Here is a 16,303-nt window from a genome sequence, read left to right on the forward strand (position 1 = left end):
CCGGCAGCCCCGACGCACAGGGAGTAGAGCGCTGACCACCCCGCCCGCCCAGCTGGTCCCTCCGACCGCGCCTGCGACCCTTGTCGTACTCGCCTCGGGCACGGGATCGCTGCTGCAATCGCTGATCACGGCCACCGAGCGCCCGGACTACCCGGCGCGCATCGCCGCCGTGGGCGTGGACCGGATCTGCGCGGCGACCGACCATGCGGTGCGGGCCGGCATTCCGGCTTTCCGTGTCGCCCCCGCCGACCATCCCGATCGGTCCGCCTGGGATATCGCGCTCACCGACGCGGTTGCTGCCTACGCCCCCGACCTGGTGGTGTCGGCGGGATTCATGCGCCTGTTCGGCCCGAAATTCCTGGAGCGATTCGAGGGCCGGATCATCAACAGCCATCCCGCGCTGCTGCCGGCCTTCCCGGGCGCGCACGGGGTGCGCGACGCGTTGGCATACGGAGTGCGGGTGACGGGTTCGACCGTGCATCTGGTCGACGCGGGCGTCGACACCGGACCGATCCTCGCTCAGGAGCCGGTCGCGGTGCTGCCCGGCGACGACGAGGCGAGTTTGCACGAGCGCATCAAAGTTGTGGAGCGTCGGCTGCTGGCGGAGACCGTCGCCGCCGTCGCCACGCGAGGCATTGTCTGCGACGGACGAAAGGCAGTAATTCCAGATGAGTGAGGCCCCGGTTAGTGCACGCAGGGCGATCCGCAGGGCGTTGGTGAGCGTCTATGACAAAACCGGGCTCATCGAGCTGGCCACCGGACTGAACGAGGCCGGTGTCGAGCTGGTGTCGACCGGTTCGACCGCCGCCCGCATCGCCGATGCCGGAATTCCGGTGACCAAGGTCGAAGACCTCACCGGTTTCCCCGAAACCCTCGACGGCCGGGTGAAGACGCTGCATCCCCGCGTGCACGCCGGCATCCTCGCCGACACCCGCAAGCAGGAACACCTCGATCAGCTGGTGGAGCTGGGCGTCGAGGCATTCCAGCTGGTGGTGGTGAACCTGTATCCGTTCACACAGACCGTCGCCAGTGGCGCCACACCCGACGAATGCGTCGAGCAGATCGATATCGGCGGTCCGTCGATGGTGCGAGCGGCCGCGAAGAACCACCCCTCGGTCGCGGTCGTGGTCGACACCGGTGACTACGACGACGTGCTGGCGGCGGTGCGCGGTGGCGGTTTCACCCTCGCCGAGCGAACCACGCTGGCGGCCAAGGCTTTCCAGCACACCGCGAGTTACGACGTCGCGGTCGCGAGCTGGATGACCAACGTGCTGACCGCCGACGATTCCGCGGACTCCGACGCGGACAGCCGGTTCCCGTCCTGGATGGGCGGTGTGTGGACCCGCGACGCGGTGCTGCGCTACGGCGAGAATCCGCATCAGGCGGCGGCGCTGTATCGCAACGACTCCGGCCCGGCCGGGCTGGCGCAGGCGAAGCAGGTGCACGGCAAGGAGATGTCGTACAACAACTACACCGATGCCGATGCCGCCTGGCGGGCCGCCTGGGACCACGCCGAACCCGCGGTGGCCATCGTGAAGCACGCCAATCCGTGCGGCATCGCGGTCGGTGCCGATATCGCCGAAGCGCACCGCAAGGCGCACGCCTGCGATCCGGTGAGTGCGTTCGGCGGCGTGATCGCGGCCAACCGCGAGGTCACCGTCGAGATGGCCGAACAGGTGGCCGAGATCTTCACCGAGGTCATCGTGGCTCCGGGCTACGCCGACGGCGCGGTGGAGGTGCTGCAACGCAAGAAGAACGTGCGCATCCTGATCGCCGACGAGCCCCGGCGCGGTGGCGTCGAACTGCGGCCGATCAGCGGCGGCGCGCTGCTGCAGCAGACCGATATCGTCGACGCGGACGGTGACGACCCCGCCAACTGGACGCTCGCCACCGGCGAGGCGGCCGATGCCGAAACTCTCGCCGACCTCGAATTCGCCTGGCGCGCATGCCGGGCCGTGAAATCGAATGCGATTCTGCTGGCCCACGACGGCGCCTCGGTCGGGGTCGGCATGGGGCAGGTCAACCGGGTCGACGCCGTCCATCTGGCGGTGCTGCGCGCCGGTGACCGCGCCAAGGGGTCGGTGGCGGCCTCCGACGCCTACTTCCCGTTCCCCGACGGTCCGCAGCAGCTGATCGCCGCGGGCGTGAAAGCCATTGTGCAGCCGGGTGGTTCGGTGCGCGATCAGCTGACCATCGATGCCTGCCGGGAGGCCGGAGTCACGATGTACCTCACCGGGGCGCGTCACTTCGCGCACTGATCGGTGAACACGAACGTCGCCGCCCGCCGGAGTCTCCGGCGGGCGGCGACGTCGTTCGACGGGGCCGTTCGCTGACCCGGGCGAATCAGTTCGCGCTCAACACTTTCCGGTCGCCCAGCGGCTTCTTCAGCGGAATCTCCAGGGTGCCGAAGACGGCGATCATGGTGCACATGCGCCCGGCCGCCTCGGGCAGGGTGCCGGCCTTCAGGGCGACGGTGACGGTGCTGTCGGTTTCGGTGGTGGTCGCGTCCACGCCGTAACACTCCGGTGAGCCGATCTGGAAATTCACCGCGATCCGGTCCGGAGCCACCCGGCTCCAACTGTCGAACGGCAGCGGGTGCGGATTGGTGATCGTCGAGTTGGCGGTGAACATCCGGCCGGGCTGCGGTGGATTCTGCTCGGTGGGAGTGCTCACCGCGGCTGTCGTCGTATTCGCTTGTGCCCCACCGTTGTCGGAGTTCCCGCAGGCGGTGACCAGGAGGGCCGGTAGTGCGAGGAGCGCGAGTGCCGCCGCTGCGATGCGGCGTCGTCCGGGGATGGAGTCCATGGAGTCACCCTATCGGCGGGGGCGAGGTGGCTGTGAGCCACGTCCCAGTGAACATTCTGCGAACGCCGGCGCGTAACTGCTGCGAAATCCGGGGCGCGCCAAGTAGTGTTCGCAAACGATGAGCGAATGCGGTTCTGCGCCATCGAATCACCGATCGACACGACCTCTTCTCGAAAGGATCCACCGCGTGGGCGACACGTTGCAGGTAGGCGAGGAACTCGGCCTGGGTCAGGCCCTTCAGGGCGGCGCGTACACGCTGACTCTCCAAAATGACGGCAACTTGGTGCTTTCCGAGCCCGACGGCACCGTCGTGTGGGCGACCATGACCCATGAGCGGGGCGTCGAGCGCGCCGTACTGCAGGAGGACGGCAACTTCGTGCTGTACTCCGGCAGCGGGCCCGTCTGGGCCACCGATACCAACGGGCAGGCCGCCGATCATCTGGTCCTGCAATCGGACCGCAACCTCGTCCTGTACGGCCGGGACGGCGCCTCGCTGTGGGCGTCGGGTACCAACACCGACAGCCCGATCGTGGTCGAGGAGCCGGTCGCCGCTCCGGCCGCCGAGCAGGTGCCTCCGCCGCCGGCGGCGCCGGAACCCCGCACCTACACCGTGGAGTCCGGTGACACGCTGTGGGCCATCGCGGAACGGTTCTACGGCGACGGCAACCGCTACCTGGAGATCGCCGGGGCGAGCGGCATCGAGAATCCGGATGTCATCAACGAGGGTCAGCTGCTGACCATTCCCTGACCGGGAAACGACCGAGCGCCCCGGATGCCGCGGCATCGGGGGCGCTCGTTTGTCCGTTCGCTACCTGCTGGTGAACGGCAGCAGCGCCATCTCGCGCGCGTTCTTCACCGCGACCGCCACCTGCCGCTGCTGCTGCGGGGTGAGTCCGGTGACGCGGCGGCTACGGATCTTGCCGCGGTCGGAGATGAACGTGCGCAGCAGGTTCACATCCTTGTAGTCGACGGTTTCGACGCCGGCCGCGATCAGCGGGTTCTTCTTGGGCCGCCGGGCCTGTTCGGCGCGGATCCGCTTCGACGGTGCTCGCTTGACTGCCATGTGGGCCATCCTTTCTCGGCGTGAGCTCTGGTCCTACGCTGTCGCGCGGGCGCCCCGACCGCTCCTGCCGGTTCCTTCCGACGAGATCTGCGATGGTCTACCAACTCGATTTGTGTACACCGGGCAGCTCCCCCCGGTGGGCCAGCTCGCGCACACGTACCCGGGATAGTCCGAACTTGCGGAGATGACCGCGGGGGCGGCCATCGGTGGCGTCCCGATTGCGCAATCGTACCGGACTGGCGTCGCGCGGCAGCCGCTGCAGCGCGAGCTGCGCTGCGGCCCGGCGATCGTCGTCGGTGGCCGGATCGCGGATCAGCTCCTTGAGCTCGGCGCGGCGTTCGGCGTAGCGGGCCACGATGTCGCGGCGTTGCTCGTTGCGCGCGATCTTGGATTTCTTCGCCATCACCGCTCCTCGCGGAATTCGACGTGCCGGCGCAGCAGCGGATCGTATTTGCGCAGCACCATGCGGTCGGGGTCGTTGCGGCGGTTCTTGCGGGTGACGTAGGTGTACCCGGTACCGGCCGTCGACCGCAGTTTCACGATGGGACGGATCTCGTTGCTGCGCGCCATCAGACCTTTTCCCCGCGACCCCGGATCCGGGCCACGACCGCTTCGATCCCGTCGCGGTCGATGGTCTTGATGCCCTTGGCCGAGACCCGCAACGTGATGCGGCGGCCCTCGCTGGGCAGGAAGTAGGTCTTGCGCTGGATGTTCGGATCCCAGCGCCGGTTGGTCCGAACGTGGGAGTGCGAGACGGACTTACCGAAGCCCGGCTTGCGGCCGGTGACCTGGCAGTGGGCCGACATGGGGCTCCTTTCTGAAAATGATTTTCGACAACGGTCGCCGCAGACTGTACCGTGAGGCTGTAGCAAATGAAAATCGTTATCGAAAGGGGTTCCGGTGCTGTCACATCCCGACCGCCGCACGCCCGTCGTGCTGCTGGCGGGCTTCCAGGGGCCGGTCGCGGACGGCATGGACCACATCGCACAACTGCTGGGCGCGGCGCCCGGCACGGTCGTCGTGCGACACGATCTGAGTTCGCTGCGGGAAGGCGTGGTGCGTCGCCGGGTGCGCCTCGACGGCCGGGAGACCGCGAGCGTGCACGAACTCGCGCACGGCTGCGTCTCCTGCACCCTGCGCGCCGATCTGCTGCCGCTGCTGTGCCGGTTGGCGGCCCGGGATTCGGTGCGCCGCATCGTGATCGCGCTCGACCCGGCCTTCGAGGCGGAAGCCGTATGCCACGCGATCGACACCGTACCCGTGGTCGGCCTGGTGGGCCGCGTGGACGGCCCTGCCGGTCGCGATGTGCGGATCGAGGCGGTGGTCACCGGCCTCGATGCGCGCAGCTGGCCGGCGGACGCGCTGAGTGACGAGACCGTCGACGAACGGGCGGGAGGGCCTGGGGACGACGATCGAACCGTGGCGCAGCTCGCCGTCGGACAGGTCGAATTCGCCGATGCGCTGGTGGTTTTCGCAGCCGATCAGGTGAGCGACGCGGAGCGCGACGTGGTGCGGGCGGTCGTGGATCGGCTGGTGCCCCCGGGCCCCGTCGATCTGGGCCGGTGACGGGCGCGACATCGCCGCGGCGCGCATCGAGATGCTACTCGACCGCATTCCCGCCGATTCCCGGCGCGGCCGCGTCTTCGACGCACATGCGCCGCTGTTGCGTGGCCGGCCGCCGCTGGTGGAGGAACACGGTGTGGCGTTGATCGAATTCGCCACCGCTCGCCCATTTCATCCGACCCGCCTGCACGAAGCGCTGGATGTGCTCTTCGAGGGTGTGATCACCGCGCGCGGGCGGATATGGCTGGCGACTCAGCCCGAGCGTGTGGTGTGGCTGGAATCCGCCGGTGGCGGATTGCGGGTCGGCGACGCGGGACGGTGGCTCGCGGCGATGAGTCCCGCGGAACTGGCGTGTGTCGACCCCGATCGGCGCGCGCTGGCGGCACTGCGCTGGGACGAGGATTTCGGGGACCGTGACATCTCGCTGGTGATCCTCACCTGCGGCGCCGATGCGGACGAGATCCGTACCGCGCTGCACTGGGCCTTGCTCGACGAGGGCGAGATGATCCTGCTGCGCAATGCGCCGGATCTGGTCGCGCACTGGGCCGATCCGTTCGGCGAATTCCACGAGGACCCTTGCGAGACAACACAATCCGACAACTCGAGCGGCCGCGGTGTCGATTCCCGGCCGAATGAAAGGTAGGGCGATGAAATCAGGGATTCACCCGGAGTACCACCCGGTGGTCTTCGAGGATGTGAGCACCGGCACACGCTTCCTCACTCGTTCGACGGCGACGAGCGTCCGCACCGTCGAATGGTCCGACGGCAACAGCTATCCGCTGATCACCGTCGATGTCACCGCGGATTCCCACCCGTTCTGGACCGGCGCGCACCGCGTCCTCGACACCCAGGGCCGGGTGGAGAAATTCGAACGCAAATACGGCAGGCGCACACCGCGTCCCGACTCGGTGCGCGGGGAGAACTGATATGGCGGTCCCGAAGCGACGCCTGTCGCGCGCCAATACCCACAGCCGGCGTTCGAATTGGAAGGCGACTGCTCCCGACCTGGTGCCGGTGAGTGTCGGGGGTGTCGTCCACAAGGTCCCGCGCCGGTTGGTCGCGGCCGTCCGGCGTGGGCTGGTCGACCCGAAGCGGCTGTAGGACACACGTTTCGATCAGTCGATGGTTTGTATCATTTGCCTGAATCGAGCGATCACTTGGTTATCGAACAAACCGGAGTCAGCTGGGATATCGTCGCCGCTGGGCTTGCGATGTGGTAGCTGGAACGTGAATCGGCAACTGCTGGTTGGTTTTTGGCGTCGGAAAAAGTCCGGTGGAAACGCTGCCTTCCGAGGCCGATGCCGGTACCCTCGTGGCTGAGGGCGGGTTCTCCTGGTGACAGGAGAACCCGCTCATCGCCACTTTCGGGGCCTTTCACCCCTGTCGTTCGGAAGAGGGCGGCGCTTCCAGGGCTCGTTGCCCGGGCTGTGGAGCCTCGTCCGGCCTCGGTCGCAGCGCGTCGAGCAGTGACTCCCAGCGCGCGATCTGCTCGCCGATTACCGCCGCCGGATTCTCCAGCAGGGCGGCCACCAGCGACAGCGGCCACGGCAATTCGGCCGGCGGCGGCGTCTGTCCGGTCAGTTCCAGCACAGTCGTCTCCAGGTCGGCGATCTCCGTGCGCAGCTCGCCGATCTGCCGTAGCGCGGCACCCAGCGCCTCGACGACCGTCCGCTCCGAAATGGCGCCGCCGTCCGTGCCATCGTCGTCGCCCAGCTGGGGCCAGCCCGCCAAACCGGGGCCACGCAGCTGAACCTGTACATCGCGCAACATCGCTTCCTGCTCCGGAGTCACATCCGGTACCTCTCTCATCGCTTCCGCGGCGGGCCGAATTGCCTGCTCCACACTGTAATTCGCGGAGCCCCTCCCGTGCATCGAGACCGGGGCGCCCATGCCGTGGGGCGACGGTTCCGGCGTGGCCGTGAGGGGTGCGGACGCCACCGCGATTCGGAAGTGGAAGAGGCCGGTTCGCGGGCGGCTGCACATTTGCCAACTGGTGCTCATCGGCCCGAAAATGTCCGAATTTTCAGCTTCTTAACATTCCTGGCATCTTCTTGGCGGCTTATTAACGGCCTTTGTTACGTGTTCGTAATGGGGTCACGACAGCCTGTCTAAGGGTTTCGATTTCGAGCTCAGGCGCCAGGGTATCGGCGCCGCAAACTGCTGAAGAAAGTGTATGAGGGAATGAAGCTCAGGAAGTTCGCCGCAACATCGGCTCTGGTCATCGCTGCTCTTGGGATCTCCACAGGCACCGCATTCGCAGCTCCCGCTCCGGCCGCCAACCCCGATATTCATTACACGGCAAACGTTGTCGACAAATCCGTCGTGGTGAAGACCGACGCCGGATCGCTGACGACCGAAGGCAACGAGTTCCAGGTTCGCGACAACCAGGGCAAGGTAGTAGCCGGATTTCCGCTGAGCTATCAGCACGACGGTCTGGAGTACCCGATCGCCGCGCAGATCGACGGCAATCAGGCCACGCTGGTCCCGAGCACCGACCGCGCTGCCGCCCACCCGGCGCAGATGCTGCACGACGTGGCCAGCCGTTCGGATCTCGACGCGGCCAACCAGAGCGCGATCAACGAGCTCGGTATCGCCACCAGCATCGGCACCCTCGTCGGCACCGCGATCGGCCTGGCCGGCGGCTGCGTGCTCGGCGCTGTCCTCGGCACCCCGTTCCTGGTCGTTCCGGGCTGGATCGGCGGCTGCCTGACCGGTGCCGCCCTGGGCGCCCCGCTGGGTGCCGCGGCCGGTCTGGTCGGCGTCGGCGGTATCTCCGGCGTGCTGGTCGCGATCGAGTACTTCAACCGGATCAACGCGCCCGCCGAATCGTAATCTCGGACAGCGCAACGCAATCGGGGCGGGCCGTAGGGCCCGCCCCGATTCTCGTCTGTGTGCGGCTCGGCCCCGTCCGGCCGGCCGGCGCGGAGGGGTTCAGCCCACCGGTTGCGGCGTCCGTCCCGCGGGCCGCGCCTTGGCGGCCGGCGACGCGGTCTGCCCGGCAGTGGAATTCGCCGCCTGAGCCAGTTGCCGCGAGCGGGTGGTACCGGTGCGGTCGGGTGCGACCAGGACCGCGGTGATCGGTACCGCGAGCGACAGCGTGCCCACCACGAAGACCGGGACGAAGAGGGTGAACAGATCGTCGCCGCCGGGCTGGCCGACCGCGGTGTCGAGATGGACGTGCACCCCGGCCTGACCGAGGTAGTGCACAGCGGTGACCGCCACCGCGTACAGCACGGCCGCACCGGCCAGGGGCAGCATCGCGGCGAAACGCGTGGTGGCCCAGAGCAAACCGATCGAGGCCACGATGGCCAGCGCTCCCGCCGCCAGCGACATCCAGATGTTCACATCGACCGATCCCTGCACTCGGATCGCGCCCATGGCGAGCAGATGCATGATCCCGATGCCGAGGCCCATCACCACGCCGCCGGTGATCACCCGCACGATCGTGCTCACCTTGCCCGTGATCACCAGTCCCGCCAGGACCCCCGCCACCGCGACGACCGTCGCTACGACCATCCGGGCGATGTCGTAACGGATCTCACCGGTCGACACCCCGATGCCGAGCATGGTGACGTAGACCGCCAGCCAGGTGCCGACGCCGCCGATGGACACTGCCGCCGCGGTGAGCCACACCATCCGGAACCGCGCGGTGACCGAGAGCGTCGACTGGCGAACACACGCCAGTCCTACGACCGCGCCGGCCGCGGAAACCCCGAGTGCCAGGCCCAGCACCCAGTACCCCATGGTGAAGTAGTTCATCGCTTCCCCTCCGCTCGCACCGCTCAGCTCTGTCCCACCGTCGCGTGGGTGGCGGTCAACCGCTGAATCGCGTATTCGGTGACCGCGGCGAGCGCCCGCCGCACCTCCCCGGCGTCACGGGCGTCGATGTCGACCACCGGCACACCCTCGCGGATCGACAGCGCCTCACGCAGTTCGGCGACCGGGAAACGCGGTGCGCTCGGAAATCTGTTGACGGCCACCAGGAACGGGAGCCCGCGCGCCTCGAAGAAGTCGACCGCGGCGAAGCTGTCCTCGATCCGGCGCGTGTCGACCAGCACGACGGCGCCGATCGCACCGCGGATCAGGTCGTCCCACATGAACCAGAATCGGCGCTGTCCGGGCGTGCCGAACAGGTACAGCGTCAGATTGCCGGGCAGGATGATGCGGCCGAAATCCATGGCCACCGTGGTGGTTTCCTTGCCCGGGGTGGCGGACAGGTCGTCGATACCGTCGGATACGCCGGTCACCATGGCCTCGGTGCGCAGCGGCACGATCTCCGAGACCGCACCGACGAAGGTGGTCTTCCCGGCGCCGAACCCGCCCGCGACCACGATCTTGGTCGAGGCGGTGCGGCTGTCGAGCTCCGGGTGGGGCGGCGTCGGAGCCGTCGAGTTCTGAAAGTGCATGGGGGGATTCTGGTATGGAAGCGGCGGTTGTGGGTGTGAGCCGGGGGAATTGGCTCCGGGCTGAGCGATCTGCGAAGAATTCGTCTGCGGTAGCGGCGGATAACGCTCGGCAGTCGAGGGCGCCGCGGCGTTCTGGGGCGGTGCCGTGGTGTCAAAGGGCACGGAGTCCACGCAGGGTCCTCTCCATCAGGGATCGCCGCTCGTCGAAACTGGCGTCCTCGCTGAGCGTGGTGTGCACCCGGAGGGTTCCGGCCACCACGAGGTCGCCGATCACCACCCGGATCATGCCCAGGGGACGTTGCAGATGGGCGGCGATTTCGGCGACCGAGAGCCGACCCGCGCCCAGACGCAGAATATCTGTTCGAATATCGCCTGCGGGCCAATCGAATTGATTGGCGTAGGGCAGTGTTTCCACGACGGCCTCGAGGGGCAGTTCGACCGCGGGCTCGGTGCGCCCAGCGGTCAGCGCATAAGGACGGACGCGTGTGGTTGGCCGGCCGGACCCGGCTCCGAACGAGCTGGACATCGCAATCGTCAGACCGCCGAACGGGCCGTGGCTTGCACGACCGATCCGACTCGATCGACGAGCAGGGCCATCTCGTAACCGATGCGGCCGATGTCGTGCTGCTTGTTGGCCAGCACCGCCAGGTGCGAGCCGTTGCCGACGCTCATCACCAGCAGGTAGCCGCGCTGCATGTCGACGATCGACTGCATCACCTTGCCGCCGTTGAACAATTGCGCCGCCCCCGCCGACAGACTCGCCAGACCGGCGGTCACCGCGGAGAGCTGTTCGGCGCGATCGGACGGGAGATGCGGGCTGGTCGCCTGGAGCAGGCCGTCGGCCGACACGAGCACCGCGTGCGAGACTCCAGGCACCTCTCTGGTGAAGCGGGTGACGAGCCAGTTCATATTCTCGTCTGTGGTGTTCTGCGCAGTGTCGGTCATGCAAAGCCTCCGTCGTTCTGCTGAGCGTTGTTCCGCCCGGCCGGGTCGTAGCCGGCCGTATCGGCCGGGTCGTACTGGGCCGTGTTGTCTCGGACGCTGACGCGGCCGCTGCGGACGCCGCTCAAATGCCTGGACAAGTTGTTGCGGATTTCCTCCGGATCCCGAGCCTCGACGACATCCTCCTGCGTCAGTCCGCCGGGCACCAGCTGCGCACCGGGCCGGCGGATGGGCAGGCCACCCGAGGTACGGGTGGTCGCGGTCGGGCTGCTGGCGTCCGCTGCCGCCGCCCAGCCCTCGTCGGCGGGAGACGACCAGGCGCCGGTCGGCGCGTTCGAGGACGGTTCGACCAGCCATTCCGACACCATGCGCTGATAGATCGGCGTGGGGGATTCCGGTTTGGCCGGCGCCTGAGCATCCTGCTGGTGGGCATCGTGCTGGTAGGCGTCGGGCCGGGGTGGCGCGAGGGTCGCGCCGTGGCGGGACAGCGGCGCCGGTTCGCGGTCCGGAGCGCGCTGCGCCGGGGCCATGATCGCCGTTTCGGCCCAGATATCGATGGGCTGCGGCTGCGGCTGGGGTTGCGGCCGCGGATCGGCCGGGGCGGGACGCCGGGGCGGCGCGATCTGTTCCAGGTCGCGGTCGGTCACCGGGTTCCACGGATCGGAGGCCGGAGCGAAACTTTCGCCGCGGCCCGCGGTTTCGGGCTCCTCGGCCTCGGCGCGCTCGTCGCGGGGAGGCTCCTCGGCGCGGTCGTCGTGGAAAACGTCCTCACGTCCGGTCTCGGCACCGCGCAGTACGCCGTCGTCGACGGGTTCCGCCGCTCGGTTGTCGGTCTCCGCGACATCGGGCAGCGGGGTGAGCCGGGTGACCGGGGCCGCGGTTTCGGAGTCCGACTGACCGGCCGGGCGTCGCTGCGGCAGTCCGGCGCTGGTGAATCGGGCCGGCTCCGAACTGTCCCCGAACCGCTCCGGCGGATTCGGCACCGCGGTGAGAGTGCGGCCCGGAGCGGGGAACTCGGTGACCGGGGAGGGGAAGTCCGCGATCGGCGTGGTGAAGGTCGAGATGGCCGGCGGGACCACGGCCTCCGCGGGCGAGACCAGCGCACCTGGTAGATGCACGCTGGCCGTGATGCCCGGCTGCTGTGCCATCGTGGAGGTGCGGCGCAGGCCGACCGTGATGGTGTGCCGTGCCGCCAGCCGTCCGACCACGAAAAGACCCATGCGGCGCGCGGTTTCGATGGTGACCTCACCACCGGAGGCCAGGCGCTCGTTGATCGCGCGCATATCCTCGGCGGACATGCCGAGGCCGCGGTCGGTGATCTCGATCAGATATCCGCCGTCCACCGCGCGCGACACCGAGACCGCCACCGGCGTGTTCGGCGGCGAGTAGCGCAGCGAGTTGTCGATCAGCTCGGCCAGCAGATGCTCGATGTCGACGGCGGGCTCACCGGCGACGATACCGTCGGGCACCGAACCGATTTCGACGCGCTGATAGTCCTCGACCTGGGAGACCGCACTCCACAGCATGTCCGACAGCGGTACCGGCGGCAGATGGCCGCGGCGCAACGCGGTACCGGCGAGCACCAGCAGGTTGTCGCCGTTTCGGCGCATGCGGGTGGCGAGGTGGTCGAGGCGGAACAGGCTCTGCAGCCGATCGGAGTCGTCCTCGTCGCGTTCCAGATCCTCGATCAGCGACAGCTGCTGTTCGACCAGCGATTGGCTACGCCGCGAGAGCGTTTCGAACATGTTGCTGATCTGCAGGCGCAGGCGGGCCTGTTCGGCGGCGAGGAACAGCGCCTGGCGGTGCATGTCGTCGACCGCTCGGGCCAGCTGACCGATCTCCTCGGTGGTCTGCACGTCGACCGGGACGATCTCCGGAGTCGCGCCGCCGCCGCGCACGACCGCGAGCTCGGCGGGCAGGTCGGTATGCGCGACCTGCAGCGAATCGCGGCGCAGGCGGCGAATCGGGACGACCAGCGAGCGGGCGACCGCCAGCGCCAGGGCCAGACCGGCCAGCAGGGTCACGACCACCAGCGCCACATCGCGCAGGACCGTGCCGCGCGCGTCGACCGAGCGGTCCGACAGTCCGGAGTCGATCAGGTCGACCAGATGGTTGGTGGCCTCGTTGTAGGTGTCGGTACTGGTCTGCATCGACTGCACGACACCGGGCACGTTGATCGGCTCGACCGCGTTCTGACTCATCGCCGCGATACGCGTCTGCAGCGCGCCCAGCAGCACATCCGGCTTCAGCGCCGATTCCGGCTGCACGACCGCGTACTGGTTGATCATGGTGAGTTCGGCGCCGGTGGCGGTCAGGACCTGGGCCAGCACGGCCGGGTTGTTGCCGATCTCACCGCTCTCGAGGGCCAGCTGCTGCTGCGTGAACATCTGGCGGGCGATGGCGATGACACCCATCTGCACGTAATAGCGCTCGAGGGTCGTCTCCTTCGGCGTCGCCAGGGACGAGACGGCGTTGCTGACGTGGCCGTTCACCTCGCTCGCCTGTTTGACGACCTCCTGCGGCGCGCCGCCGTGCAGGCTGTTGCGCAACGTGCGCCCGGCCGCCAGCGCCTCGGTGAGTTCGGTGGCGACCCGCTTGTCGGTCGCCGAATTCTGCAGCGCCGTCTGCAGATCCGCCGCGGCCTGGTCGAACCGGGCCGCGGCCTGGTCCAGCGCCGACTGCGGAACGTGTTCGCCGTTGCCGAGGGTCACGGCGAGATTGTTGGCCGCCGAACCGAAGTCGAGGGTCGGCCGAATGATCCGCGCCTGCTCACTGGCCGTGTTCAGCTGTGAGATGGTGCCGAGTTCGTCCTTGATTCGAAGAACGGCGAATGCCGATGCCAGCACGACCGGCAGCAGTAGCACGATGCCGACCTTGCTAGTCACGGACAGATTGGACAGACTCCTCTGCCATGGCCGCGGTGCAGTGCCCATCCCGCTTCCGTCGCCTCCGCTCGCGCACGTGCCCCGGGTTCCGGCCGCCGCCCGCGTCTGGCCGTTCGGGTCCAACGGGTTGAGAACCAACTAGAGGTTTACTTTTACCGCAGGCAACATACCGCGAGAACACGTTCGCGGCAATTTGGAGGGGTCCGGCGACAACGGTCTAAAACGGCTCGGCGCAACAACTTTCGTGTGCAACAGATACTTCTCGGAACTATTTTCGATGATTCCGCAGGTCACCTGTTGTGGATGCGCGGCGTGTCGAATGGTCGGTTCTCAGTCGGCTCTCAGTCGATCCGGTCAAACTGGAGGCCATGCGCATTCTGGTAGTCGACGATGATCGCGCGGTGCGCGAGTCGCTGCGCCGGTCGCTCACCTTCAATGGATATTCCGTCGAGCTGGCGGTCGACGGCGTCGACGCCTTGGAGAAGGTCAGCGCGTCCCGGCCCGATGCATTGGTGCTCGATGTGATGATGCCGCGGCTGGACGGCCTGGAGGTATGCCGCCGCCTGCGCAGCACCGGTGACGATCTGCCGATTCTCGTGCTGACCGCCCGGGATTCGGTATCGGAGCGAGTGGCCGGCCTCGACGCCGGCGCCGACGACTATCTGCCCAAACCGTTCGCGCTGGAGGAATTGCTGGCGCGTTTGCGCGCGCTGTTGCGCCGCACCGCCCCCGACGCGGCCACCGATTCCTCGGAGACGATGCGTTTCGCGGATCTGTCCCTGGACCCGGTGACGCGCGAGGTATCGCGCGGGGAGCGCGCCATCAGCCTGACCCGCACCGAATTCTCGCTGCTGGAAATGCTGATGGCGAATCCGCGCCGGGTGCTGACGCGCAGCCGCATTCTGGAAGAGGTCTGGGGCTACGACTTTCCGACCTCCGGTAATGCGCTCGAGGTCTATATCGGCTATCTGCGCCGCAAAACCGAGGCCGAGGGGGAGCCGCGATTGATCCACACCGTGCGCGGGGTGGGTTACGTGCTGCGCGAGACTCCTCCGTAGGCCGGGTCGTCGTGGCAAGAGCTCATCCTGGGCACGGCGGCCGCCCCGATCGTGTGGCTCGGCTGGGGCCGCGCCCCGATCCGCACGAGATGCGCCCGCCGATGCCGCTGACCCGCTCGGTGTCGCTGCGCTGGCGGGTGACCCTGCTGGCCGCCTCGGTGGTGGCGATCGCCGTCGCGGTGACCTCGATCGCCGCCTACGCACTGGTCGCCCGCGCCCTGTACGCCGATGTGGACAGTCAGTTGCGCAGCCGCTCGGAGGTGATGGTCAAGAACAACATCGACCTGCAGGGCTTCCAGGCGATCATCATGTTCAGCAGCCTGTACTCCAACGATATCGGCATCGCGCTGATCTATCCCGACGTCGATGTGCCCTATGCCCCGCCGCAACCGATGGATCCGCCGATCGGCCCGGCCGAGATGGCGGTGGCGCACGGAAAGGCCGATGTCTCGCTGCGGACCGCGAACAATCAGCGCGTACTCGCCCGGCGCACGAAATCCGGTGCGACACTGGTTATTTCGCGGTCGCTGGAACCCACCCGTGAAGTGCTCGACCGGCTCGCGTGGCTGCTGTTCACGATCGGAGGTTGCGGCGTGCTGGTCGCCGGGGCCGCCGGTGCGACGGTCGGGCGGACGGGGCTGCGGCCCATCGCGCGATTGACCGCGGCCACCGAACGCGTCGCGCGCACCGACGATCTGGCGCCGATTCCGGTCACCGGTGACGACGAACTGGCGCGGCTCACCGAGAGTTTCAATCTGATGTTGCGGGCGCTCGCCGAATCTCGCGACCGGCAACGGCGGCTGGTCGCCGACGCCGGACACGAATTGCGTACGCCGCTGACCTCGCTGCGCACCAATATGGAACTGCTCATCGCCTCCTCGCGCCCGGACGCACCGCCGATTCCCGAGGAGGATATGGCCGGGCTGCGCGCGGATGTGATCGCCCAGATCGAGGAGTTGTCCACGCTGGTCGGTGACCTGGTGGACCTGGCTCGCGAGGATGCGCCCGAAACCGTCTACGAGCGGGTCGATCTCGGCGAAGTCGCCGAGCGCGCGCTGGAACGGGTGCGGCGGCGGCGCGTGGACGTCGAATTCTCGGCGCAGCTGCGGCCGTGGTTCGTCTACGGCCACGACGCCGGACTCGAGCGGGCCATCCTCAACGTGCTCGACAACGCGGCGAAGTGGAGTCCGCCGGAGGCGCAGGTCGTCCTGACCATGCGCGAAACCGGGCCGGGGCTCATGGAAATCGCGATCGATGATGCCGGGCCGGGCATTCCGCCGGAGGAACGGGAATTGGTCTTCGAACGCTTCTACCGCACCACGGCGTCGCGATCGATGCCCGGATCCGGACTGGGGCTGGCCATCGTGAAGCAGGTGGTGTCCAAGCACGGCGGCACGATCACCGTGGACACCTCCGAACGCGGTGGCACGCTGGTGCGCATCGTCCTTCCCGGCGAACCGCCGACCGCCGCCGACCGCCGGGAGTGATCAGCGGCGATCCGGAATCGATGGGCGCGCGTGGGGCGGCCCCATAAACTGGCACGCATGCGTACCGTCCCGCGGAAACCCGGCTGCGGCGGCC

At 68.1% G+C, this 16,303-nt stretch carries 19 protein-coding genes and 1 pseudogene; 9 read left to right on the top strand and 11 right to left on the bottom strand.

The features are described 5' to 3' along the window. Positions 1–31 precede the first annotated feature (31 nt). Together purN and purH are read left to right on the top strand one after the other, a co-directional pair. Complete coding sequence (purN, locus tag A5780_RS32850) at positions 32–676, top strand: phosphoribosylglycinamide formyltransferase (RefSeq protein WP_197521937.1); 645 nt, start codon at positions 32–34, stop codon at positions 674–676. Beyond that, positions 669–2,258 (top strand): bifunctional phosphoribosylaminoimidazolecarboxamide formyltransferase/IMP cyclohydrolase, encoded by a 1,590-nt coding sequence (purH, locus tag A5780_RS32855; protein ID WP_064910997.1) that lies wholly within the window; start codon positions 669–671, stop codon positions 2,256–2,258. The genes purN and purH overlap by 8 nt, the downstream gene beginning before the upstream one ends. A gap of 85 nt (positions 2,259–2,343) precedes the next feature. Here the strand turns inward: purH and A5780_RS32860 are convergent, their stop codons facing one another. Further along, on the bottom strand, positions 2,344–2,805 hold the full coding sequence (locus tag A5780_RS32860; protein WP_051755844.1) for a hypothetical protein: 462 nt from the start codon (positions 2,803–2,805) through the stop codon (positions 2,344–2,346). Between the two features lie 187 nt (positions 2,806–2,992). Here A5780_RS32860 and A5780_RS32865 point away from each other — a divergent pair, with 187 nt between their 5' ends. Continuing rightward, a complete protein-coding gene (locus A5780_RS32865; protein WP_063014260.1) occupies positions 2,993–3,553 on the top strand; it encodes a LysM peptidoglycan-binding domain-containing protein in 561 nt (186 codons plus the stop codon). Between the two features lie 60 nt (positions 3,554–3,613). Here the strand turns inward: A5780_RS32865 and rpsR are convergent, their stop codons facing one another. From rpsR to rpmB, 4 genes are all read right to left on the bottom strand, one after another. Beyond that, complete coding sequence (gene rpsR, locus A5780_RS32870; RefSeq protein ID WP_040722001.1) at positions 3,614–3,868, bottom strand: 30S ribosomal protein S18; 255 nt, start codon at positions 3,866–3,868, stop codon at positions 3,614–3,616. A gap of 97 nt (positions 3,869–3,965) precedes the next feature. Next, positions 3,966–4,271 carry a 30S ribosomal protein S14 gene (gene rpsN / locus A5780_RS32875; RefSeq protein ID WP_030515086.1) on the bottom strand — a complete coding sequence of 102 codons (306 nt, stop codon included), beginning with the start codon at positions 4,269–4,271 and terminating at the stop codon, positions 3,966–3,968. Next, the gene (gene rpmG / locus A5780_RS32880; protein ID WP_062964848.1) at positions 4,271–4,438 is read right to left on the bottom strand and encodes a 50S ribosomal protein L33; all 168 of its coding nucleotides are present in this window, start codon (positions 4,436–4,438) and stop codon (positions 4,271–4,273) included. Before rpmG ends, rpsN begins: the two co-directional genes overlap by 1 nt. Then, positions 4,438–4,674 (bottom strand): 50S ribosomal protein L28, encoded by a 237-nt coding sequence (gene rpmB / locus A5780_RS32885; protein WP_063014262.1) that lies wholly within the window; start codon positions 4,672–4,674, stop codon positions 4,438–4,440. Before rpmB ends, rpmG begins: the two co-directional genes overlap by 1 nt. 166 nt (positions 4,675–4,840) lie before the next feature. Here rpmB and mrf point away from each other — a divergent pair. From mrf to rpmF, 3 genes and pseudogenes are all read left to right on the top strand, one after another. Then, positions 4,841–6,074: pseudogene (gene mrf / locus A5780_RS32890) on the top strand (ribosome hibernation factor-recruiting GTPase MRF). A 4-nt stretch (positions 6,075–6,078) separates the two neighbouring features. Beyond that, positions 6,079–6,357: a type B 50S ribosomal protein L31 gene (locus A5780_RS32895; RefSeq protein WP_063014264.1), complete on the top strand. Its 279-nt coding sequence runs from the start codon at positions 6,079–6,081 to the stop codon at positions 6,355–6,357. A 1-nt stretch (position 6,358) separates the two neighbouring features. Continuing rightward, on the top strand, positions 6,359–6,532 hold the full coding sequence (gene rpmF / locus A5780_RS32900) for a 50S ribosomal protein L32 (RefSeq protein WP_063014266.1): 174 nt from the start codon (positions 6,359–6,361) through the stop codon (positions 6,530–6,532). 273 nt (positions 6,533–6,805) lie between these two features. Here the strand turns inward: rpmF and A5780_RS32905 are convergent, their stop codons facing one another. Continuing rightward, a complete protein-coding gene (locus A5780_RS32905) occupies positions 6,806–7,222 on the bottom strand; it encodes a hypothetical protein (RefSeq protein WP_146098712.1) in 417 nt (138 codons plus the stop codon). A gap of 390 nt (positions 7,223–7,612) precedes the next feature. Here A5780_RS32905 and A5780_RS32910 point away from each other — a divergent pair, with 390 nt between their 5' ends. Continuing rightward, a complete protein-coding gene (locus A5780_RS32910; protein WP_063014270.1) occupies positions 7,613–8,263 on the top strand; it encodes a hypothetical protein in 651 nt (216 codons plus the stop codon). Positions 8,264–8,362: 99 nt separating this feature from the next. Here A5780_RS32910 and A5780_RS32915 read toward each other — a convergent pair whose 3' ends face one another. From A5780_RS32915 to A5780_RS32935, 5 genes are all read right to left on the bottom strand, one after another. Then, complete coding sequence (locus A5780_RS32915) at positions 8,363–9,190, bottom strand: MHYT domain-containing protein (protein ID WP_064905827.1); 828 nt, start codon at positions 9,188–9,190, stop codon at positions 8,363–8,365. 23 nt (positions 9,191–9,213) lie between these two features. After that, positions 9,214–9,837: an ATP/GTP-binding protein gene (locus A5780_RS32920; protein ID WP_051755848.1), complete on the bottom strand. Its 624-nt coding sequence runs from the start codon at positions 9,835–9,837 to the stop codon at positions 9,214–9,216. Positions 9,838–9,988: 151 nt separating this feature from the next. After that, entirely contained in the window at positions 9,989–10,363 is a 375-nt protein-coding gene (locus A5780_RS32925; RefSeq protein WP_030515096.1) for a DUF742 domain-containing protein, read from the bottom strand. 8 nt (positions 10,364–10,371) lie between these two features. Continuing rightward, positions 10,372–10,782, bottom strand: coding sequence for a roadblock/LC7 domain-containing protein (locus A5780_RS32930; RefSeq protein ID WP_174554973.1), 411 nt, complete (start codon positions 10,780–10,782; stop codon positions 10,372–10,374). After that, positions 10,779–13,664, bottom strand: coding sequence for a sensor histidine kinase (locus A5780_RS32935; RefSeq protein ID WP_064910999.1), 2,886 nt, complete (start codon positions 13,662–13,664; stop codon positions 10,779–10,781). Before A5780_RS32935 ends, A5780_RS32930 begins: the two co-directional genes overlap by 4 nt. Before the next feature lie 368 nt (positions 13,665–14,032). Here A5780_RS32935 and A5780_RS32940 point away from each other — a divergent pair, with 368 nt between their 5' ends. Then, complete coding sequence (locus tag A5780_RS32940; RefSeq protein ID WP_030515099.1) at positions 14,033–14,722, top strand: response regulator transcription factor; 690 nt, start codon at positions 14,033–14,035, stop codon at positions 14,720–14,722. 89 nt (positions 14,723–14,811) lie between these two features. Further along, a complete protein-coding gene (locus tag A5780_RS32945; protein WP_082857009.1) occupies positions 14,812–16,209 on the top strand; it encodes a HAMP domain-containing sensor histidine kinase in 1,398 nt (465 codons plus the stop codon). Positions 16,210–16,303 lie beyond the last annotated feature (94 nt).

Origin of the sequence: Nocardia sp. 852002-20019_SCH5090214, assembly GCF_001665865.1 — a bacterium.
Lineage (GTDB): Bacteria > Actinomycetota > Actinomycetes > Mycobacteriales > Mycobacteriaceae > Nocardia > Nocardia nova.